Genomic DNA, 21,627 nt, shown 5'->3' on the forward strand with positions numbered 1-21,627 from the left:
GTCAGACGCCGAGTCGCGCCGGTGGTGAAGCTGCAGGTGTGTCCGAGAAAACAGTGCCAGCGGGCTTGCGCCTCATCTGTGCGGCACTCGCTCCGGCAATCACGATGACAGCCCCGACCAGCGACAACGGGCTCGGATCCTCGTGCAGGAACAGCCAGGACGCGCCGATTCCCACCACCGGCACCAGCAGGGAGAGCGGCGCGACCATGCCGGCCGGGTAGCGGCCCATGAGCATCGTCCAGAGCCCGGATCCGGCGATGGTGCCGAGCACGATGATGTAGGCCAACCCGACCAGCGACGGCCAGGCGTCGGCGCTGAATGCGGTGCCGAGTGCGTGCCAGCCGACGGTGGGGCCCTCGACCACAGCTGACAGTGCGAGCATCGGCAACGGCGGGATGACACACATCCACAACATCAAGCGCATCGGTGCGGGATCGCCGACGGTGTTCGCCGCGGCCAAGCGGCTGCCGAGATTGCCGAACGCCCAGGACAGGCCGCCGAGGAGCGTAAGGATCACGGGCAACAGTGCCGCATGGTGCGAGCGGTCCCAGCCGATCAAGGACATACCGGCAACGGCGACGGCGATGCCGGAGACCTGCCAGACGCTGAGCTTCTCGCGGAGCAGGAACGCGCCGAGTAGGACGGTGAACGGTGCTGACGACTGCAGGACAAGTGATGCAAGGCCCGTCGGCATCCCCGAATGCATCGCCCAGAAGAGGAAGACGAACTGGCCGAATCCGAAACCGAATCCGTAGAGCAGCAACCAACGGAGCGGTACCTGCGGACGCGGCACGAAGATGACCACCGGAATCGCGATGATCAGAAACCGCAGCGCTGCGAAGAAGAACGGCGGGAAATGATCCAGGCCGACGCGAATGGCCAGGAAGTTCAGACCCCACAAGACGATCACGGTCAGGCCGAGGAGACGGTCGCGGGGAGTCATGACGTTAATCGTGAGCCTTACAAAGCATCAGAACAAGCGAATATAGATGCACTATCCATGTAGTTTTACTACATGGATATTCGTCACCGTATGGATGCCACGCGCCTGCGAATCCTCCGCGAGCTCGCCGACCGAGGAACCGTCGGCGCTACTGCTCTCGCCCTCTCGATGACGCCGTCCGCCGTCTCGCAACAACTCAAGATCCTCGGCCGAGAGGCGGGGGTCTCGCTCCTCGAGCCGGACGGGCGCACGCTGCGCCTCACGGACGCGGGTCGAGCGCTGGTGCTTCGCGCCGACGACGTGGTGGCGGCGCTCGACCGGGCAGCGGACGAGATGGCGTCGTACCGAGGCTCGCCGCGCGGCAAGGTGCGAGTCGCGTTCTTTCCCTCCGGCGCGGCACTCCTGCTGCCCGGTGTCCTGACGGCGCTGAAGAACTCGGACGTGGACATCGACGCCTACGACGTCGACAAGCCGGCGTCGGCCGTCCCTGGGCTGTTGGCCGATCACGATGTGATCCTCACTCACCGTGACGAACGCGGAGCCGAGACGTCATTTCCCCGGGTCAGCGTGCAACCGTTGATGCGTGAACCGATCGATCTGGTGCTGCGGCCTGATCATCCACTCGCCGAGCAGGATTCGGTTCGGTTGGAACAATTGGCCGATGAGAACTGGATAAGCGTGCGCGGCGGGTTTCCGGTCGACGACGTTCTGCTGTCGGTTGCGTCGGTAACCGGGGTCCAGCCTCGCGTCGCTCATCGGATAAACGATTTCCGCGTCATCGAAGAGTTGGTGGCGGCGGGTCACGGCGTGGCTTTGATGCCGCGTTACGCGATCACGCATCCCGGAGTATCGAGGAAACCGGTGGCGGGAGTGCGCGCTGCACGCGTTTATGAATTGGCAACTCGATTACATTCCGATCGCAGTCCGGCAATCGGAGTGGTACTCGACGCCTTTCGTGACGTCGCACGTGCTGTTGGTGAATGAACGACGGTTGGTGAATGAACACAAAACGGGAGCGACACGATTAGTGTCGCTCCCGCTTCGGTAGTGCAATCTCCACTGACTATTGAGGCCCGGTTAGTGGAGGCCGGTTATCGATGGCCGGAATCAGGCGAGGGCCTTGGCCTTCAGTGCTGCGAATTCTTCTTCGCTGATGGTGCCGGCGTCGAGAAGTGCCTTTGCATCTGCGATGGATTCGGCCGGGGACTTTCCGGCAACCTCGCGGATGTAGCTGTCCTGTGCGTTCTTGACCTGCTGCGCAGCCTCGAGGGACCGCTGTGCCATTCCGTCACTGCGAACGATCAGGTAGACGAGCGAGGTGAGCAGCGGAATGAAGAACAGGAAGACGATCCAGATTGCCTTCACCCAGCCGGAGGTCTTGTGATCGCGGAACAGGTCGGTGATGATCGAGAAGAGCAGGATCAAGTACGCGATGAACGCGAAGCTGATGATGATCAGCCAGAGGAAGTCCCAAAAGGAATCCATTGTCGAGCTCCATTTCACAAGTCGGATTTGTCTGAGCTGACTATCTCACGCGCACGTGGCGTCTGCATCATCCTCGATGGGTGAATTCTTTTTGTTAACTTCGCTAACCGACTCTTTCGGGACCAATGTCATGCCCAATCGAAAACATGGACCGAAAATCTTCAGTGCCCCGAAAACGACCCTGGTCTCACCCGAAAATCGGGTGAGACCAGGGATTGTTCACGAGTCGGGAGCTGAGTGTCAGCTGGCGCGGTTCACTGCCGAGACCACAGCGCGCAGCGAGGCCGTCGTGATCGACGTGGCGATACCCACACCCCAGACGACGGTGCTCTGGCCCTCCGGGCCCGTCACGGCGCACTCGACGTAGGCCGCGGCCTGGGCGTCGTCACCGGCGGACATGGCGTGCTCGGAGTAGTCCAGGACACGAACGTCGAAGTTGATGCTTCCCAGCGCGTCGACGAAGGCAGCGAGCGGGCCGTTGCCGGTTCCCGAGATCTCCTGCTCCTTGCCGTTCACCTTGACGATCGCGGTGATCGCATCGGTGCCGCCGTCTTCCTCGGACGCGGTGACCTTCTGCTTCATCCGCTCGAGCGGGGTGATGGGAGCGAGGTACTCCTCGTGGAAGACGTCCCACATTTCCTTCGGCGAAACCTCGCCGCCCTCACCGTCGGTGATCTTCTGGACCGACTGCGAGAACTCGACCTGCAGACGACGCGGCAGCACGAGACCGTGATCGGCCTTCATGATGTATGCGACGCCGCCCTTGCCGGACTGCGAGTTCACGCGGATGACGGCCTCGTAGCTGCGGCCGACGTCCTTCGGGTCGATCGGCAGGTAGGGGACCTGCCAGAGAATGTCGTCGACGTCGGAGTTCTGGCTGTCGGCGTCGACCTTCATGGCGTCGAGGCCCTTGTTGATGGCGTCCTGGTGGCTGCCGGAGAATGCGGTGTAGACCAGGTCGCCGCCGTACGGATGACGCTCGTGGACGGGCAGCTGGTTGCAGTACTCGACCGTGCGACGGATCTCGTCGATGTTCGAGAAATCGATCTGCGGGTCGACGCCACGCGTGAACATGTTCAGAGCGAGAGTGACCAGGCAGACGTTGCCGGTGCGCTCACCGTTGCCGAACAGGCAGCCTTCGATGCGGTCTGCGCCGGCCTGGTAGCCCAGCTCGGCTGCAGCGACGCCGGTGCCGCGGTCGTTGTGGGGGTGCAGCGACAGGATGACCGAATCGCGGCGAGCCAGGTTGCGGTGCATCCACTCGATGGAGTCGGCGTACACGTTGGGCGTGGCCATCTCGACGGTGGCAGGCAGGTTCAGGATGACCGGGTTGGCAGGCGTCGCACCCAGGGTTTCGGTGACGGCGTCACAAACTTCCTTGGCGTACTCGAGCTCGGTGCCGGTGTAGGACTCGGGGGAGTACTCCCAGCGCCAGTTCGTGTCCGGGTACTTCTTGGACTCGGCCAGGACCAGCTCGGCGGCGTCGGTGGCGATCTTCTTGATCGTGTCCTTGTCGGCGCGGAAAACGACGCGGCGCTGCAGGATCGAGGTGGAGTTGTAGAAGTGCACGATCGCGTTCTCGGCACCTTCACAGGCCTCGAAAGTGCGCTTGATCAGCTCGGGACGCGACTGCGTCAGCACCTGGATGGTGACGTCGGACGGGATGGCGCCGTCCTCGATGATCTCGCGAACGAAATCGAAGTCCGTCTGGCTCGCGGACGGGAATCCGACCTCGATTTCCTTGTAGCCCATACGAACCAGGAGATCGAACATACGACGCTTGCGCGCCGGGCTCATCGGATCGATCAGCGCCTGGTTGCCGTCGCGCAGGTCGACGGCGCACCACTGGGGTGCTCGGTCGATGATCTTGTCCGGCCAGGTGCGGTCGGGCAGCGTGACTGTCTCGACCTCTTCGGCGAACGGGCGGTAGCGGAACGTCGGCATCGACGAGTTCTTCTGCGTGTTCCACGCAGGCTGGTCGGAAGGTGCCGGCTTCGTGGGCGGGGTGATGGTGCGAGTGCCGGTGGTGAATGCGTCAGCGGGGGACATGGGTGTGATCTCCAGGATTGTGGACCCGGCCTGTTGACCTGTTGGTCAAGACCATGAGTCCGGAAGGCTTGGTCGACCGGCGCACAAAAACCCCGCGGCGGGAGGCCAGTCTGGATCAGACCCCGTCGCGGCAACCAAGAAGGAGTGCGCGCTGCATGGACAGCACTCTACTCCTGGATTTCGCGAGAAAACGGTGGGGTTCGCCCTCATGTCCAATTTGTCGCCGAATTGTGCTGCCGTTTCGGCACCGAAAATGGTGGACTGTCGTCCATGGATCCCCGAATCGCCGTGGCGAGCACGTACCTCGACGCGCTCCGCAGTCACGATGGCAGTTCCGTACCGCTGGCTCCGGACGCGGTACGCCACGAGGTCGGGCTCAAGACCGGATTTTCGGGGAATCATCTGCGGCGCAGCCTTTCCGGAGGTCCTCAGTATCGCGTGATCCGCGACATTCGTGAGGTGGAGTGGACGGTCGACGGGGACGACCTGACGGCTGAGTACCTCCTTGACGCCGGGTTGTTCGGGCGGAGCCTGATGACCGTTCGGGTTACCGAGACTTTCCGGATACCCGCTGACGATCACCGCATTCACCGCATCACCGCAAAGATCCGACCGGCGCGCGCCAAGCACACGTGATGCGTTCGATCCGCTGGGTCGTCTGTTCACTGCTGATCGTTCTCGCCGGGCTCGGTTCTGCCGGTTCGGTGGTTGCGCTGTTCGTCCACACCCAGGTGAACGACACCGACAGTTACGTCGAGACGGTTGCCCCGTTGGCTTCCGAACCTGCTGTCCAAGCGGCTGTCGTTGACCGGCTGACCGAGGAATTGACGCAGCGGTTGGACGGGTTTCCGCAGGTGGTGACGAGACAGGCCGAGAGACTCGTTCGCGAGGCGGCTCAGTCGTTGGTCTCGAGCGAGAAGTTTGCGACGCTCTGGACCGCGGCCAACCGTCAGGCGCACGTGCAACTTGCCGCGATGGTGACCGGCCGGGCCACCGACGGCATCGTTCGGTCCGACGACAGCGGAACAGTCACCTTGTCCCTCGAACCGGTCATGACAGAACTGCGGACGAACCTCCGCGATCGCGGATTCACCGTCGTCGATCGTCTCCCGACGTTCGATCCGCAGTTCGAGATCCTGCAGTCCGACGAGCTGGTGCGGGCTCAGGACCTCTCGAACTCTCTCGACCGAGCAGCGGCTTGGCTGCCGTGGGTGTCGGTGGCGTGTGCGATCGCGGCCGTCGCAGTTGCACCGGGGCGAATGCGGGCGCTGTCCCTGGTCGGGCTGGCGACCGCGGTGGCGATGATCGCCCTGCTGGTGGCGCTGGCCGTCGTGCGTCGGGTCTATTTACAGAATTCAGACATACCGTCATCTGAGGCGGCAGTCGCGGTGTACGACGCGCTGGCAGTTTCGCTGGTCAGCAGTATCCGCGTCCTTCTCGCCTGCGGAGTTGCCGTCGCGGTGGTCGGTTATGTTGCCGGTGGCTCGCGTTCTGCGACGTTGATGCGAGCGCGGATCTCGCAACTGATCCCGCGGGGATCTGAGGCGAACAGCAGTACGCATCGGGAAGTCCCAGGACCACCTCGGTAAGCTCGACCTCTGGTATCTGTAAACAATTTCGACCTGGAGGTAGAAACGCGTGGCTCTCGTCGTCCAGAAGTACGGCGGATCCTCGGTGGCAACCGCCGAGCGCATCCGACGAGTCGCTGAACGGATCGTCGAGACCAAGAAGGCCGGCAATGATGTCGTCGTCGTGGTGTCAGCGATGGGCGATACCACCGATGAGCTGCTCGATCTGGCTCAGCAGGTGTGCCCTTCCCCGCCGGCCCGTGAAATGGACATGCTGCTGACCTCGGGTGAGCGCATCTCCAACTCCTTGGTTGCGATGGCAATTCATTCTCTCGGTGCCGAGGCTCGCTCGTTCACGGGCTCGCAGGCCGGAGTCATCACCACCGGCAGCCACGGAAACGCCAAGATCATCGACGTCACCCCGGGCCGTGTTCGCACCGCGCTCGACGAGGGCTCGATCGTTCTGGTCGCCGGATTCCAAGGCGTCAGCCAGGACAGCAAGGACATCACGACGCTCGGACGCGGTGGCTCGGACACCACTGCCGTGGCGTTGGCAGCTGCTCTCGACGCGGACGTCTGCGAGATCTACACCGACGTCGACGGCGTTTACTCCGCCGATCCGCGCATCGTCCCCGACGCTCACCGCCTCGAGACGGTTTCCTTCGAGGAAATGCTCGAACTCGCAGCATGTGGCGCCAAGGTGCTCATGCTCCGGTGCGTCGAGTACGCCCGTCGTTACAACGTGCCAGTGCACGTCCGTTCGTCATACACCACCAAGCCCGGAACAATCGTGTCCGGATCGATGGAGGACATTCCTGTGGAAGAGGCCCTGATCACCGGAGTCGCGCACGATCGCGGCGAAGCCAAGATCACCGTTGTCGGATTGCCGGACACACCGGGACACGCTGCCAAGGTGTTCCGCGCTGTTTCCGATGCCGAGATCAACATCGACATGGTGCTGCAGAACATCTCCAAGGTGGAGACCAACAAGACGGACATCACCTTCACGCTGCCGACGGCTGACGGCCCGCGCGCGGTCGAGATCCTGACCAAGCGCCAGGAAGACATCGGCTTCACACAGATCTTGTTCGACGATCACATCGGCAAGGTTTCCCTCGTCGGCGCCGGAATGCGGAGCCACCCGGGTGTCACGGCCACGTTCTGTGAGGCGCTGGCCAAGGCCGACATCAACATCGACCTCATCTCGACTTCCGAGATCCGCATCTCAGTGCTGGTCAAGGACACCGAACTCGACGACGCCGTGCGCGTTATCCACGCAGCCTTCGGACTGGGCGGCGACGAAGAAGCTGTAGTACACGCAGGAACAGGACGGTAATTTCTGATGACGACAATCGCTGTTGTCGGTGCGACCGGTCAGGTCGGCATCGTCATGCGCACTCTGCTCGAAGAACGTAACTTCCCCGCAGACAAGGTGCGGTTCTTCGCATCGGCGCGCTCTGCCGGTAAGAAGCTGACGTTCCGCGGCGAAGAGATCGTTGTCGAGGATGCCGCAGCAACGTCCGACGAGGACCTCAAGGGCATCGACATCGCCCTTTTCTCCGCCGGTGCGACGCTCTCGCGCGCCCAGGCTCCGCGTTTCGCCGCTGCCGGCGCGACCGTTGTCGACAACTCTTCCGCGTGGCGCAAGGATCCCGAGGTTCCCCTCGTGGTCAGCGAGGTCAATCCGCAGGACGCGAAGAACTTGGTCAAGGGCATCATCGCGAACCCCAACTGCACCACCATGGCAGCGATGCCGGTGCTGAAGGTTCTGCACGACGAAGCTGGTCTGCAGCGTCTGATCGTCTCCAGCTACCAGGCGGTGTCCGGTAGCGGCATCGCCGGCGTCGAGGAACTCCTCGGCCAGGTGCGCGCCGTAGTCGGCGACGCCGAGAAGCTGGTTCACGACGGCAGTGCCGTCGACTTCCCGGCCCCGAACAACTATGTCGCTCCCATCGCGTTCAACGTCCTGCCTCTCGCAGGTTCGCTGGTCGACGACGGAAGCGGAGAGACCGACGAAGATCAGAAGCTCCGCAACGAGAGCCGCAAGATCCTCGGACTTCCTGATCTGCTGGTTTCGGGCACCTGCGTGCGCGTTCCCGTCGTGACCGGGCACTCGCTCGCGATCAACGCAGAGTTCGCCAACCCGCTCTCGGTCGCTCGTGCGAAGGAAATCCTCGCCGATGCTCCCGGTGTGGAGCTGGTCGAGGTTCCGACGCCGCTGGCCGCTGCCGGTGGCAACGCGTCGCTGGTCGGTCGCATCCGTCAGGACGAGGGTGTTCCGGAGGGCCGCGGACTCGCGCTCTTCGTCTCGGGTGACAACCTGCGTAAGGGCGCCGCTCTCAACACGATTCAGATTGCCGAGCTGTTGGTCGGCTAAGCATCTTTTTTGCCAGTGACCCCGTGCCTTGCGGTGCGGGGTCACTGTCGTTTTGCTGGTGCGTTTCAGTCCAGTTCGGAGATCGCGACCAGGCCGCCGAGGTTGTCGGCGTCCGAATACGCCTTGGCGAGAAGCGCACCGAGTTCACCGACAGGTTTCAGTCGTCTTTCTAGCGACCTACCGATTGGGCGAGAGCTACGGCGAAGCTGGAAAGTCGTTCTCGGGTATAGCTTTCGGGGTCGCTGACGGCCAACCGTCCGAGCATTTCGGCAAACGACATCATCGTGTGGGCGAGGAGAACCGGATCCAGTCCTTCGAGTTTCGGTTCGATGGCAATTCCGGCGCGGGCCAGTTCTTCGGCGCGAGCGAAAACGGCTCCGCGTGAGAGCTTCAACAGACCGTGATACTCGCTGGGTGCGTTCTCGACAGACGTGAGAATCAGGCGCCAGCGCGTCGGGTTCGCGAGTACGGCGTCGACGAAGGCTCCAACGGTTCCGGTGTACGACGCGGCTGGGCCGAGCTCGCTTAGATCTGTCGGCATGGTTTCGAGCACCTGAGCGATGGCTCGCTCGTGCTCGCGGCGCAGCAGTGCGGCAACGAGATCGGTTCTCGTGTCGAAAATTGTGTAGAGGACGGGCTTGCCGACGCCGGCTTCGGCGGCGACTGATTCCATGCTGAGGTTGTGCAGGCCAGCGCGGCCGGTGACCTCGAATGCTGCGTCTAGAAGCTGTTCGCGACGTTGCTCGGGCGCCATGCGCGGAGCGTACTTTCGACGCGGTGTGTCCGTTGTGTCTGCCTGTGACCTGGTCATCGTGTGCCTCACCTCCGCTCCCACCCTAATCTGCCAGCCACTTCTCCATGAATCATACGCAACCGTTGTATTCGGAGTCTGCAATTGTTACGGTGGCGTTGTATTCGAATGGGTGCTCAGTGAGGCGCCTCTGCCGAGATCTCGAGGAGAACAACCGCTATGACAGCGCCGAATGATCTGTTGCTCCATCCCTCCACTTACGATCGGCCGGAGTTCGACGCGACCACGCGGAGACTGCTGGGCGCGACCGTCGACTGGTTCGAGGCGCGTGGAAAGAGTCGGCTCCTGGCCGACTATCACGACAAGACCTTCTACTCCGATTTCCTCGATTTCGCGGCGAAGGAAGGGCTGTTCTCCACATTTCTGACGCCGGCCCGCGACAGCGGTGGTGACTCCGACAAGCGCTGGGATACCAGTCGTATCGCCGCGCTGTCCGAGATCCTCGGCTTCTACGGACTCAACTACTGGTACCCGTGGCAGGTGACCATTCTCGGTCTCGGGCCGGTGTGGCAGAGCGACAACGAGACGGCAAGGGCGCGAGCAGCTTCCGCGTTGAATTCCGGAGGTGTTGCGGCATTCGGATTGTCCGAGAAAGAGCACGGCGCCGACGTCTACTCCACCGACATGGTCTTGACGCCGAACGGCGGTGGCGGCTACCTGGCCAGCGGTTCGAAGTATTACATCGGAAATGGCAACTGTGCCAACACTGTTTCCGTCTTCGGTCGCGTCGATGGAGTGGAGGGTGCTGATCAGTACGTCTTCTTCTACGCTGACTCGGACCATCCGGCATTCACCGTGGTGAAGAACATCGTTCCGGCGCAGATGTACGTGGCGGAGTTCTCTCTCGCCGACTATCCCGTTGCGGCAGAAGGTATTCTGCATACCGGTGAGGCAGCCTTCAGTGCCGCACTCAACACGGTGAACATCGGAAAGTTCAACCTGTGCTTCGGTGGAATCGGTATGTCGACACATGCGTTGTACGAGACGATCACCCACGCGCACAATCGAATTCTGTTCGGTAATCCAGTCACCGCCTTCCCTCACGTGCGACGTGAGTTCGTAGACGCGTACGCGCGCCTGCTGGCAATGAGGCTTTTCTCGGATCGAGCGGTGGATTATTTCCGTACTGCATCGCCCGAAGACCGCCGCTATCTCTTGTTCAACCCCGTCACCAAGATGAAGGTGACAACCGAAGCGCAGAAAGTGATCGGACTGCTCTCCGACATCGCTGCGGCAAAGGGTTTCGAGAAAGACAGCTACCTCGCGGTGGCCAAGATGGATGTCGACGGGTTGCCCAAGCTCGAAGGGACCGTCGCCGTCAATCTCGCCCTTATCGCCAAGTTCATGCCGGCGTACCTCTTTGCCCCCGAGTCATTTCCGGCGATTCCGACGCGCAATGACGCCGCCGACGACGAGTTCCTGTTCCGTCAGGGCCCGGCACGCGGGCTGTCGAAGGTTCGATTCGATGACTGGCGAGCGGTGTACGCGAAGTTCGCGGATGTTCCCAACGTCGCGCTGTTCGTCGAGCAGGCAGAAGCGCTCGTGACCCTTTTGGTCGAAGCTGCACCGGATGCGGCGCAGCAGGTCGACTTGGACTTCGGCTTGGCGATCACCGAACTCTTCACCCTCGTCGTCTACGGCCAGCTGATCCTCGAACAGGCCGAGATCTTGGGATTGGACGAGGGGCAGCGCGACGGCGGGGTCCTGGATCAGATCTTCGATGTCTTGGTTCGAGACTTCAGTGCTGCGGCGGTGGAGTTGTACGGCAAGCCCAGTGCCAGTGAAGATCAACAACGGTTGGCTCTCGCATCCATTCGGCGCCCCGCGTTTGCGGCCGAGCGATTCGAGTACGTCTGGCAGCAGGTTGTTGCTCTGTCCGGTGCATACGAAATGAACGGTGCTCGCGAAACGAACGGGGAGGAATGAAATGTCTGAACTGACAATGAATCGACCGCGTGAGGATTACGGCTTCTTCGGCCCAGGATCACCCAGTTGGAAAATATGGGCGGCTCCGACAGCATTGATCGGTTTCCAACGGTCAGTGGTGCTCGAGCACTTCGACCCCTTTCTTGCTGCCGCAGTGGCAGACATGAGCGGAATCTACAGCGATCCGGCCGGGCGACTCGACCGAACCTTGGCCTACTTCCTGACCGTCGCCACTGCCGACGGGCGGACGGCACTGGCCTTGTCCGACCATCTCATGACGGTTCACGCTCAGGCCACGGGCATCGAACCGATCACCGGAACTCGTTACAGTGCAAACAATCCGGCGTCACAACTGTGGATCCACGTGACCGGTTGGCATTCGGTGCTCAAGTGCTACGAGATGTATGGGCCGGGCCCACTCTCCGCCGTCGAAGAGCAGCGGTACTGGGAAGAATGCGTGATCGCTGCCGAACTACAGACATGCAAGACCTCCGACGTTCCACGCTCCCGAGACGAGGTACGTGAGTACTTCGCAGAAGTCAGGCCCAGATTGTGTACCTCCGAGCGTGCCAACCGGGCAATGCACTACTTGTTGAGAACTCCGAGAGCGCAGGGGAAGACGAAGTTCGCGGCCTTCAGCCGATTGGTCGCGCCTACCACTATCGCGACTTTGCCCGGCTGGATGCGAACGATGGGTGGGTTCGATCAGCCCGCGTTGTTGGACAGGGCAATTGCGCCCGCGGTGCGAACTGCAGTCCGGGTGGGCAGTTCGCCGAAGAATATGACCACTGCTCTGAAAGTCATTGCGCCGATGACGGGCAAGGTGTTGGAGCGCCACCTGCGTGACGAGCAGCCCCTCGACCCGAGGGTTGTCACCCCAGCAGAGATTCGGGAGCGATTCCCGCGAGCCGCCAAAGTTCCGCAGGCAGTCTGACGGGTTCGCCACGGCCTGTGGGCTCCGTATCGGGTGCTGATGTCCGATGCGGAGCCTGGCCGTATTCTGTTGCGCCTGAGAAACTGTTCTCAGGTTTTGAAGGTGGTGTTCGCCGGCCGCGGGTGCTGCTGCGGGTCGATCGAGGGCGGCGGGATGAACCACGGTTTGTTTTCGACGCCTATTCGGATGTCCCATTTTCCGACGAACCCGGATTTGCGGTGCATCAACCGGTGGTGCGAGCGGCACAGCAGGACCAGGTTGTTCATCACCGTCGGACCGCCGTTAGCCCAATGCCGGATATGGTGCGCATCAGTCCACGCGGGCACGCATGTGCAGCCGGGGAACGCGCAGCCCTTGTCTCGGGCAATCAACGCCACTCTCTGCTCCGGGGTGACCAACCGTTTCCCGGGTTTCGCATCGAGCGGCGCGCCGTGATCGTCGAGTAGGACAGTCGACAGGAAGCAATCGCACCCGAGAAGTCGGGTCTGCGACACGGACAGTGGTCCCAGCCATGGCATGTGCCCGACATCGAGATCTGACAGGTCCAGATCGGGCGAGCCTTCGTCGTCCACATCAGAAGGCGCGGCGGCGCAGTCCCGATGCTCAGCGAGGTCGCGGGCGTTGATGTGCACGTTCACGTGCGGTCGTTGACCACCATCGGTACCGGTTTTTGCGCAGTCGAGGTAGCGGCGGATCAGTTCGGTGAACCCGTCCGCGGTCCGCTTCGCCGCCGACCGAGCATCGGGGGTTCCATCGGGTGCTGGGGTGGGCATCGTCAGATTCGACAGGGCCGACAGCAACATTTCGCCGGTGAGAGCGTCGAAATCACCCCGCACCACCACCCGACCATTGAGCGTCGACGCGATACGGAGCTCGTTGAGGTCGACATCTTCGGCTGGCGGAATCTCATCCGATTCGAACACGCGCTCCAAGGTCGCGATAACGTGGCGCACCTTCGTCGTTGTCGCCTCCACCCCCGACGCAGCCGCGAGCAACAAGTCGATGCAGCGAGGCAACGCTTCCTCCGGCATCCCCTTCGGCGGCGATTCACAGAACGCCACGATCAAGACGGCGTGATCGAACGAGCAATCCCCAACATCGAACCGAGCCGCTACCGCCGGAAACGGCCGTAGCGCGGCACCAAGGGCGGCGATCTTCTTCCCGTCCCGAACCTGCAGCATCGTGTTCGCCGCCAACCACGCACCGACACCGCGGGACGCGATCACCTGATCGTCCGGGCGCATCGACAGTTCGTCCACCACCGCCACCCGCACCGCCTCGAGACGCAGAATCTCCGCACTCGCCGACACCGCAGCCTCACGCAACTCCGCAGCAGACAACTGCCACAGGCGTCCGCGTAACCCCACCGCAGAACCCGACACCACGTCCGACGACAAGACACTCATTGAATCCCCCGATCCCCTCCTTGAATCATACTCGAACATACTTTCGAGTCAAGAGCGTTTTTGAATCCTCGGTTTCTCGCAAAGATTCAAGAGTGCATCCGTTGTCCGCGAATGTGTTTCGTCGGGACGGAGGCCGTCATCGAGTGTCACGACCGATGGGGTGGGGTATAGGCCACCGATTCTCAAACTTGGCTAAAGAATGCGGTCGGCGTTTGACCGCGCGAGCACACGGGTAACCCGCTCCGGATGCCGTCAGCGTGAGGGGGCCGTGAGTGGACGAGTCGTACAAGATCCGTCGCCGATCGTTTGTTCAAGGGCTTGGCCTGCTGGCCGGACTCAGTGCATTGTCCGCTGGATCTGCGACGGCTCGACCTCCTGATGTCGATCCACTGCGCCCGTTCCAACTTCCGTCACCCCGGCTGGAACCGTTCCGGGAGCCCCTTCCTGTCCTGCCGGGCATTTCGGGAGGCAATCTGGAACTTCGCGCGGCGTCGTCGATGCATCGTTTCCATCCGGACCTACCGTCGTCGCCGTCGCTGGGATACGGCGGGTTGGACTATCTGGGCCCCACCATCGAGGCGCACGTCGATCAGCTCGTGACAGTGCGATACGCCAATGACATTGCTGCGTATCCGCTTGCCGCCGATGTCGATCCGGGCCTGCACGGTGTGAGTGACCTCGACCGCACGCAGGTCCCCACCTCGCTTCACCTGCATGGAGGAGTTACTGCACCACAGTTCGACGGACATCCGGAGTTGATTCAACGGCCGGGCGAAGGTTTGGTCCACGAATACACGAATGGTCGTGCGGCCGGTAATCTCTGGTATCACGATCACGCCATGGGGATGACTCGCCTCAACGTCTACGCCGGGCTGGTCGGGATGTATTTTCTCCGTGACGACGCTGACACAGGCACCGCCGGGAACTCTCTCGGCTTGCCGTCCGGTGAGTTCGAGCTTCCGATGATTCTGCAGGACAAGGTATTCACCTCCGACGGTCAGCAGAGTGTCCGTTCCACGTGGCTCACTCCGCAAGGTTCATGGGACCCGGCGACTCCCGGTGACGTGGGTGTGGTGAACGGCGTCGTATGGCCGAAAGTGGAGGTGGCTCGCGGACTGTATCGATTGCGACTGCTCAATGCCGCAACCTATTCGGTGTGGAATCTGCACTTCGCAAATCGTATGCGGTTCTGGGTGATCGGGTCCGAAGGCGGACTATTGGCCGCTCCTGCGCCGACGGATCACGTCCGGTTGAGTCCAGGTGAACGCGCTGATCTGCTGGTCGACTTCAGCATGCTCGAGCCGGGCACGACGGTGGAATTGCGCAACGACGAACCGGTACCTCTTGCGGTGGCTCAACGCGGCACGCAGGTGATGCCGGTCTTCTGCCGATTCGACGTGGGCAGTGCAGCAGGGTTCACCGGCACGATCCCCCAGAAGTTGAATTCCGTTGCCGCCGAGCCTGCGTCCCCGGATGTGGTGCGAAATCTCACGATCATGCAGCTGTCGCGTCCCTCGGATTATCCCTCGATCACCATGTCGCTCAACAATTTGCGGTTCACCGATTCGGATATCGAACTACCGCGCCAGGGGACCGTCGAACAATGGAATCTGATCAACATCACCACGGAACCGCATCCGATTCATCTGCATCTGGTGGCGTTCCGCGTCGTGGGACGCCAGAACATCGACACTGCAGCGCTGATGCAGCGGTATCCGGTACCTGACCTGGGGGTCCGGTGGACGCCGTCGGCCGAGGAGTTCGTGACCTCCCCGCTGCGGCCTCCCGAAGTGTGGGAAACGGGGGAGAAAGACACTGTCATCGTGGATGCCAACTCGATTACCCGCGTGATCGTTCGCTTTCCGACGGCCGACGAGCTGGGCTTCGATCCGGATGCAACATTCGCGAGAGGTTCCATGGCGGATCACTCGGCACACGGTGAGGCCGGCATGGAGGACCTGCAGGGGTACGTCTGGCACTGCCACATGCTCGATCACGAAGACCACGACATGATGTTGCGATATCGGGTGGTGACGTAGCCTTCAAAGGGAGAAAAGTTCCCAGAGGAGGCAGCTGTGTCGGAAGGTGCGCCCACCGGGCCCCTGGACGGATATCGGGTGATTGAACTCGGAACCTTGATCGCCGGGCCCTTCGCCGGGAAATTGCTCGGCGACATGGGAGCCGACGTGATCAAGATCGAATCACCGGACCGCCCAGACCCGCTTCGTACCTGGGGTCAGGCTGAGCAGGACGGTCATCGATTCTTCTGGACGGTTCACGCCCGCAACAAACGGTGTGTGACGTTGGATCTTCGCGTCGACGCGGGACGAGACCTGTTTCTGAATCTGGTCGAACATGCGGACGTGGTGGTCGAGAACTTCCGGCCGGGCACCCTCGAGAAGTGGGGTCTGGGATTCGACGTGCTCAGCGCACGCAACCCGAAGTTGGTGTTGGCCAGGGTATCCGGGTACGGGCAGAGCGGACCGCAGGCGAAAAGTGCCGGCTACGCCTCGGTGGCTGAGGCAGTCAGCGGATTTCGGCATCTGAACGGTTATCCAGGGCAGGCACCTCCGCGTATTGCCCTTTCGCTCGGAGATTCCCTCGGCGGGATGTTCGCCGTTCAGGGAGTGTTGGCGGCGTTGCTCTCGCGAGAGCGGACCGGCCGCGGTCAGGTCGTCGACGTTGCTCTCACGGAATCCTGTCTGGCGGTGCAGGAATCCACGATTCCGGATTACGACCGTGGCGGCATCATCCGACAGCCCTCGGGAACGAGGTTGGAGGGTATCGCGCCGTCCAACATCTATCAGACCTCTGAAGGAAACTGGGTGGTGATCGCGGCCAATCAGGACACGTTGTTCGCTCGGCTGTGCAGCATCATGGGTTCACCGGAACTTGCTCAGGACAAGCGTTTCGCGGATCACGTTGCGCGGGGAAAGCACCAGGACGAACTCGACGAACTGATCGCCGAATGGGTTGTGGCACAGGATCCCGCGACGCTGGTGGAACGGCTGACCGAGGTGGGAGTTGTTGCCGGACCGATCAATACGGTTGAAGACGTCGTCAAGGATCCTCAGTTGATCGAACGGGGAATGCTTGTCGACCACTACGACGAGCGGATCGGGGAAAACGTCCTCGGTTTGGGCGTCGTGCCTACCTTCAGTGAGACCCCTGGATCCGTGCGCAACGCGGGAGCGTCGGCGCCGGGTCACGACAACTCCTCGGTCTGGGGCGGGCTCCTCGGACTCTCGGACGACGAGCAGGCAGAACTGAAAACGAAGGGCGTGATCTGACATGTCGGTCCCTGACGCGGGTATTCCAGCAGTCAGTATTCGTGAAGTCGGGCCACGGGACGGGTTGCAGATCGAAGACCCGGTGTCGCTGGCGGAGAAACTTCGACTTGTCGAAGCTCTGGCTGCGACGGGTGTTTCGCGCATCGAGGCGACGTCGTTCGTCTCACCGCGCGCTGTGCCGGCATTGGCGGACGCGGAGTTATTGGCCGCAGAACTGCACCAGTGGCCGGGCATCGAGTTCTCGGCATTGGTCGCCGGAATCGGAGGAGCGAAACGGGCCGTCGCTGCAGGAATGAGAACCGTCGAATACGTTGTGTCGGCATCGAATGGACACAGCGAAGCCAACACCCGGTCGACCACCGAGCAAGCAACCGAACGTATCGGAGAGGTCGTTCAGATCGTCCACGACGCCGGTGGGCGGGTAGAGGTCATCGTGGCCACAGCCTGGGACTGCCCGTTCGACGGTCCCACCGACCCGGATCGTGTTCTGCGGATTGCGGAGCAGGCCAAAGAGTTCGGCGCTGATCAGTTCTCGATCGCGGACACCATCGGCACTGCCACGCCGGGGCGTGTCGGACGGTTGATCGACGCCGTGGCCGAAAGAGTGGGCGACTTCGGGTTGGGTGTGCACTTCCACAACACTCGCGGTGCTGGTCTTGCCTGCGCGTTGGCGGCTGTGCAGCACGGTGTTCGAAACCTGGACGCGTCCACCGGCGGTCTGGGCGGTTGTCCGTTCGCTCCAGGCGCCAGTGGCAATATTGCGACTGAGGAACTGGTCTACATGCTCGAAGACATGGGCATTGCGACAGGTATCGACCTGGACGCGAGCATTCGTGCCGCTGCCGTTGCGGAAGAGATTGTGGGCCATGCAGTTCCCAGTAATCTCCTCCGCGCGGGCGATCGGAAGCGATAGGGAGCCTTACTCGTCTCGGCTGGGTGACGCGAGCTGCAGTTTGACCAACTGTTCGTGTGCCGCCGGCGGCCAGCCGATGCGCTGCTTCTCCAGATACCATGCACCGGCGGCAAATATGATCGCGAGGACGATCCAGATCGCGACGCTTCCGATCTGGGAGCCCAGGTCGCTCGACGACGACGCTTCGCCTGTGCTGTAGTCGTATTCCGTTGTCGTGGTGATTCCCTCGACCGCGAAGGTCCACAGAATCGGAAGTGCGCACAGCGCGGCGAGGGCGCGAGCGACATGTGCTGGACGCAGTTCGAAGATCATTCATTTCTCCTGGTGGTCGACCCGGTGAATCTCACTCTCCTCGAAAGCTATTAGGGTTCGACGGCGCTGTCTGTAGTCGGATCGACGGACACGGATGCGGTGCCGAGCTTCGCTAACCCTTCTGCCGTATCAGTTGCATTCCGTTGTGATCGAACTCGATTCGTCGAACGTCTTCGGTGTCGACCAGCATCGTGGCCATGGCGGTGCGCCGTGGTGGAAGGATCCGAATAGTCACTTTGCCTCGCGTGATCGCGGTGAGTTCCCGGACGATGCTCGAGTGGATTCGGTCGCGCACAGCGGGGTTCGCGTCATCCATTCCGTGGTCGTCGAGCAGTACCACCTCGACGCCACGGCTCCGCGCCGAGTACACCGCCTCGACGACATCTGTCTCTTGTAAGGCAGGTGCCCTCAGTGAATCTCGGAGTTGTGCCTCGAGGAGTTCGCATTCTTGTCGCTCGGCGGATGTCAGCGGAACCCCGGAACCGATCCGTTCGAGAAGCGGGCGTGCAAGGAGATCTAGCCTGTCGAGTTGCGCGTCGCGTTCCTCGAGAATCGCAGCGTTAGCGGATGCGGAGGCAATTCGTCGGGTGGACTGCTCCCTGAGTTCGTAGATCACCCTGGCCTGGGGGCGGATGGTGTACGCGAAGAAGGTCGCCATCAGAACAGGACCCGCGTTGATAACCGTCAACGACACTCCGTACATGGCCCCCTGGCCGGTAGTGGAGGACCAGATGGCGGTTACCGACACCATGAGCCCAAGCCCAATCCATGCGAAAGCAGTACGCCCACGAACGCACATGAAGGTGAAGACGGCTGTCGACATCCCGAACATCCACAGTTGAGTCATGTCGTTGACGGGGACTGGAACTACTGACAACACCAAGCCACTCGTGACGGCGCCGGTCAACGACACCAGAATGCTCTGCCCCAGCGGCATCGGGTCGCCCTTGCTCAGAACGAGTGTGAATGCCGCAGTCGAGCACACGACAATTGCCAGAACCATCGGCCAGACGGCTCGGACGTCGGAGGACGTGTAGGCGACCGAGATCACGCAGGTGAGGGCGAAGCATGCAGCCATGAATCGAGCGGCACGGCTGTGCATGCCGAGGAGATCGCGAATATCTCGCCCGTCTGGTCTGGTCACGTCATCACCGTTTCGGGCGCGCTCAAGGTGAGCGTCACAGAAGTGCCGCGACCGGGCGACGATCGAACGACTGCCGATCCGCCGTCGAGTTGACGCATTCTCCCGCGAATGCTGACAGTGATTCCGAGTCGATGTGTCTCGACGGAGCTCGGATCGAAGCCGACGCCGTCGTCCGCGACGACTACCTCGATGCCGGTCGCGGTTGCCGTGACCGTGACCGACCGTCGTGCACTGCTTCCGGCGTGCTTGACGCTGTTGCGCAGCGCCTCGGCCATCGCGCCGGCCATCGCTCGAATCGAATCGGGTGCATATCCGCTCGGATCAGCTCCACCGGAGATGGCGTTGTCGAAGGCGATACCTTCGTCTACTTCCGAAGCGGCTGAACGTAACTGAGCGAGAATTCCGTCGAAGTCGAAGATCGTCTCGTGGTCGGTTCCGGAGCGGAGTTCGTCCAGGCTCGCCACCGTTCTTCGCGACTGAGCGACGACCGAGGGATCGGCATCGTTCCTTGAAGCAGCGAGCAGGGTGGACATCACGGTGTCGTGGATGAGTGCGTCGAATCTCTCGCGCTCGACGGACTTGGCCTCGGCTGCGGCGGCGCCGGCCGCGGCAGCATGAGTGGTGGCGATAGTCGCATCCAGTACTCGGCCGGTGCGCAAGGCCATGACTGCCGCTGCGACGAATACCGCGCAAAATGTCCAGGCGAAGGCGAGGTCGGGAACAAGCAGGTGTGTGGTGGGACTGGTGCGGATTATGTGATTGGTCAATTGCGCGAGTGTTGCCGCCACGAATAGGTGCACGACGGCAGCGGCCGGCCGCCAAGCGGCAGCTGCGGCAAGGCTGGCTACACCGGGGAAATTGGTAATCCACAAGGTGAAATCCGTGACGTGCTCACCATTCCACGCGGGCCACCACAGAAGGATGACCACAACGTAGAGAAGCGCATTGGTACTCGCGGCTCGTTTCACCCACTTTGTGTCCGCGTGAAACGTCGATGCTCCCAGTGCCAGCCCACTACCGAAAGTCGCGACCACAGCCACGGGCGTCCACCATGACTCGGACAGAGCAGTGGCGTCTGAAATGGCAGGGGCAAGCAATATCAGATAACAGACGTAGCCGGCGCCGATGAAACGGCCGAAGAGCCTCAGAATATTGTCAGAAGCGGTAGCGGGTTCGCCGTCGGTGGCTCGGGTCAGAGTTCGTCGATCGTGACTATCTGATCTTGTATTGCTCGCACGAGTAGTTCGCATTTCGTCGGTGCGTTCCTTCCAACGTAGGCATACTTCTCGCGAATCCGGGACAGGTGGGTTCCCACTGTTCCCACGCTTATGTAGAGGTTTTGAGCGACGCGTGACTTCGAATCACTGAGTAGCCACGCCCTGAGAACCTCGACTTCGCGCTCCGAAAGGTGTGGTCCGACAGGTTCTTGTGCCGTGCAGTTTTCCACAGTGACGGTCATGAGTTTCGTCTTTCTTTCGAATAGCGGAATGACAGACTCCCCGACAGCGCCGTCTTCTTACCAGGAGAATGTAAGTCGAAGTTGACCCTTTGTCCCAGACATCAATTCCTCTGCCCATATTTCCAGGGGCAGCCTTAGCGAAAGTAATTGTCAGCGAAACAGCTTCATTACTGAAGGTCATTATTGGTCAATGTCAGATTGCTCCCGAAATTCGTCCGTTCCGGAATCGGCAACACCCCGTCCTCGACCGCGCGTTTGTACAGATCAGTCTTTGTGGGGGCGGGCCGGCCGGCGGCCGCATACTTCTGCCTGATGCGCTGGAGGTAGTCGTTGACCGTTTGCGGCGACAATCCGGTGAGCCGCGCAACGCGATCCGCCTTCTCTCCGGATGCGTAAAGTTCGAGTACCTCGAGTTGTCGAGGACTCAGACCCACTTCACCTAGACCTGGATCCCCGTCAATGGCGGCAGCCCACTCCGTCGTCACCACCTGCCCTCCCGACGCGGCGGAACGAATCGCATCAACCACGACGGCAGTCGGCTCGGACTTTCGTACAACACCCAGCACACCGGCACGGGCAGCCGAGCGAACGAGAAACGGGTTCTCTGCTCCGGTGAAGATCAATGTCTCGAGCCCGGCTGCCCGCAGTTGCTCGACGTTGCTCTTGGGCGATGACCCGTCAGCCAGCCGGAGGTCGAGAATTGCCAGATCGACGGCGACGTTCTGGGCGAGCAGTTCGGACACGGTGGTCGCGATGCACACCAACTCGAGATCTGGCTCGTCCTTCAGCATCACGGACAAGCCGATAGCCACCGACTCGTGGTCTTCGACCAGCCCTACACGGCGATGTGGAAATGCAGTTTGCTCTGACATACGAACGACCCCCTCCTCTCGATGCGAAGACGTTATCAGGGAAGCTGACCGGTTGGTCTGGATAAAGTTATCGGCTGGCTAAGTTTTGAAGTCAGCCTGGACTGTTTTACGTTTCAGCTCTACAGTTGTCTTGTGACC

20 protein-coding genes are annotated in these 21,627 nt (G+C 61.7%); 10 read left to right on the top strand and 10 right to left on the bottom strand.

The annotated features are described in order from the left end of the window. Position 1: 1 nt before the first annotated feature. Positions 2 to 943, bottom strand: a complete 942-nt coding sequence (locus ACFQ6H_RS01845; protein ID WP_378536993.1) for an EamA family transporter — start codon at positions 941 to 943, stop codon at positions 2 to 4. A 90-nt stretch (positions 944 to 1,033) separates the two neighbouring features. On the opposite strand from ACFQ6H_RS01845, the gene ACFQ6H_RS01850 reads away from it, so the two are divergent. After that, the gene (locus tag ACFQ6H_RS01850; protein ID WP_378542873.1) at positions 1,034 to 1,927 is read left to right on the top strand and encodes a LysR family transcriptional regulator; all 894 of its coding nucleotides are present in this window, start codon (positions 1,034 to 1,036) and stop codon (positions 1,925 to 1,927) included. A gap of 123 nt (positions 1,928 to 2,050) precedes the next feature. On the opposite strand, the gene ACFQ6H_RS01855 is transcribed toward ACFQ6H_RS01850, so the two are convergent. Both ACFQ6H_RS01855 and leuA read right to left on the bottom strand, forming a co-directional pair. Beyond that, the gene (locus tag ACFQ6H_RS01855; RefSeq protein WP_003943489.1) at positions 2,051 to 2,428 is read right to left on the bottom strand and encodes an SHOCT domain-containing protein; all 378 of its coding nucleotides are present in this window, start codon (positions 2,426 to 2,428) and stop codon (positions 2,051 to 2,053) included. A 240-nt stretch (positions 2,429 to 2,668) separates the two neighbouring features. Next, entirely contained in the window at positions 2,669 to 4,477 is a 1,809-nt protein-coding gene (gene leuA, locus ACFQ6H_RS01860) for a 2-isopropylmalate synthase (RefSeq protein WP_003943488.1), read from the bottom strand. Positions 4,478 to 4,747: 270 nt separating this feature from the next. On the opposite strand from leuA, the gene ACFQ6H_RS01865 reads away from it, so the two are divergent. From ACFQ6H_RS01865 to ACFQ6H_RS01880, 4 genes are read left to right on the top strand one after another with little or no spacing between them, the layout of a single operon-like run. After that, positions 4,748 to 5,113, top strand: coding sequence for a hypothetical protein (locus tag ACFQ6H_RS01865; RefSeq protein WP_378540521.1), 366 nt, complete (start codon positions 4,748 to 4,750; stop codon positions 5,111 to 5,113). Further along, entirely contained in the window at positions 5,113 to 6,066 is a 954-nt protein-coding gene (locus ACFQ6H_RS01870) for a hypothetical protein (RefSeq protein WP_378643222.1), read from the top strand. The genes ACFQ6H_RS01865 and ACFQ6H_RS01870 overlap by 1 nt, the downstream gene beginning before the upstream one ends. A 49-nt stretch (positions 6,067 to 6,115) precedes the next feature. Then, positions 6,116 to 7,381, top strand: coding sequence for an aspartate kinase (locus tag ACFQ6H_RS01875; RefSeq protein WP_378537006.1), 1,266 nt, complete (start codon positions 6,116 to 6,118; stop codon positions 7,379 to 7,381). A gap of 6 nt (positions 7,382 to 7,387) precedes the next feature. After that, positions 7,388 to 8,422: an aspartate-semialdehyde dehydrogenase gene (locus ACFQ6H_RS01880; protein ID WP_378537010.1), complete on the top strand. Its 1,035-nt coding sequence runs from the start codon at positions 7,388 to 7,390 to the stop codon at positions 8,420 to 8,422. Positions 8,423 to 8,591: 169 nt separating this feature from the next. Here the strand turns inward: ACFQ6H_RS01880 and ACFQ6H_RS01885 are convergent, their stop codons facing one another. Continuing rightward, positions 8,592 to 9,233 (bottom strand): TetR/AcrR family transcriptional regulator, encoded by a 642-nt coding sequence (locus ACFQ6H_RS01885; RefSeq protein ID WP_378643224.1) that lies wholly within the window; start codon positions 9,231 to 9,233, stop codon positions 8,592 to 8,594. Between the two features lie 138 nt (positions 9,234 to 9,371). Between ACFQ6H_RS01885 and ACFQ6H_RS01890 the strand changes: the two genes are divergently transcribed. Together ACFQ6H_RS01890 and ACFQ6H_RS01895 are read left to right on the top strand one after the other, a co-directional pair. After that, the gene (locus ACFQ6H_RS01890) at positions 9,372 to 11,159 is read left to right on the top strand and encodes an acyl-CoA dehydrogenase (RefSeq protein ID WP_378643411.1); all 1,788 of its coding nucleotides are present in this window, start codon (positions 9,372 to 9,374) and stop codon (positions 11,157 to 11,159) included. Position 11,160: 1 nt separating this feature from the next. Then, positions 11,161 to 12,093 carry an oxygenase MpaB family protein gene (locus tag ACFQ6H_RS01895; protein WP_378643227.1) on the top strand — a complete coding sequence of 311 codons (933 nt, stop codon included), beginning with the start codon at positions 11,161 to 11,163 and terminating at the stop codon, positions 12,091 to 12,093. A gap of 89 nt (positions 12,094 to 12,182) precedes the next feature. On the opposite strand, the gene ACFQ6H_RS01900 is transcribed toward ACFQ6H_RS01895, so the two are convergent. After that, positions 12,183 to 13,499: a DUF222 domain-containing protein gene (locus ACFQ6H_RS01900; RefSeq protein ID WP_378643230.1), complete on the bottom strand. Its 1,317-nt coding sequence runs from the start codon at positions 13,497 to 13,499 to the stop codon at positions 12,183 to 12,185. Between the two features lie 272 nt (positions 13,500 to 13,771). On the opposite strand from ACFQ6H_RS01900, the gene ACFQ6H_RS01905 reads away from it, so the two are divergent. From ACFQ6H_RS01905 to ACFQ6H_RS01915, 3 genes are read left to right on the top strand one after another with little or no spacing between them, the layout of a single operon-like run. Next, positions 13,772 to 15,538, top strand: coding sequence for a multicopper oxidase family protein (locus ACFQ6H_RS01905; RefSeq protein ID WP_378643233.1), 1,767 nt, complete (start codon positions 13,772 to 13,774; stop codon positions 15,536 to 15,538). Positions 15,539 to 15,574: 36 nt separating this feature from the next. Beyond that, positions 15,575 to 16,789 (top strand): CaiB/BaiF CoA transferase family protein, encoded by a 1,215-nt coding sequence (locus tag ACFQ6H_RS01910; protein WP_378537022.1) that lies wholly within the window; start codon positions 15,575 to 15,577, stop codon positions 16,787 to 16,789. Position 16,790: 1 nt separating this feature from the next. Then, a complete protein-coding gene (locus ACFQ6H_RS01915) occupies positions 16,791 to 17,702 on the top strand; it encodes a hydroxymethylglutaryl-CoA lyase (protein WP_378537024.1) in 912 nt (303 codons plus the stop codon). 6 nt (positions 17,703 to 17,708) lie between these two features. Here the strand turns inward: ACFQ6H_RS01915 and ACFQ6H_RS01920 are convergent, their stop codons facing one another. From ACFQ6H_RS01920 to ACFQ6H_RS01940, 5 genes are all read right to left on the bottom strand, one after another. Next, positions 17,709 to 18,014 (bottom strand): hypothetical protein, encoded by a 306-nt coding sequence (locus ACFQ6H_RS01920; RefSeq protein ID WP_378643238.1) that lies wholly within the window; start codon positions 18,012 to 18,014, stop codon positions 17,709 to 17,711. Positions 18,015 to 18,126: 112 nt separating this feature from the next. Beyond that, positions 18,127 to 19,158, bottom strand: coding sequence for a hypothetical protein (locus ACFQ6H_RS01925; protein ID WP_378537028.1), 1,032 nt, complete (start codon positions 19,156 to 19,158; stop codon positions 18,127 to 18,129). After that, positions 19,155 to 20,198, bottom strand: a complete 1,044-nt coding sequence (locus ACFQ6H_RS01930; RefSeq protein ID WP_378537030.1) for a sensor histidine kinase — start codon at positions 20,196 to 20,198, stop codon at positions 19,155 to 19,157. Before ACFQ6H_RS01930 ends, ACFQ6H_RS01925 begins: the two co-directional genes overlap by 4 nt. 152 nt (positions 20,199 to 20,350) lie before the next feature. Continuing rightward, the gene (locus ACFQ6H_RS01935; protein WP_378537032.1) at positions 20,351 to 20,617 is read right to left on the bottom strand and encodes a response regulator transcription factor; all 267 of its coding nucleotides are present in this window, start codon (positions 20,615 to 20,617) and stop codon (positions 20,351 to 20,353) included. A 167-nt stretch (positions 20,618 to 20,784) separates the two neighbouring features. Beyond that, entirely contained in the window at positions 20,785 to 21,489 is a 705-nt protein-coding gene (locus ACFQ6H_RS01940) for a LuxR C-terminal-related transcriptional regulator (protein WP_378537034.1), read from the bottom strand. Positions 21,490 to 21,627: the final 138 nt, after the last annotated feature.

Source organism: Rhodococcus sp. NPDC056506 (assembly GCF_042794945.1).
Classification (GTDB): domain Bacteria; phylum Actinomycetota; class Actinomycetes; order Mycobacteriales; family Mycobacteriaceae; genus Rhodococcus_F.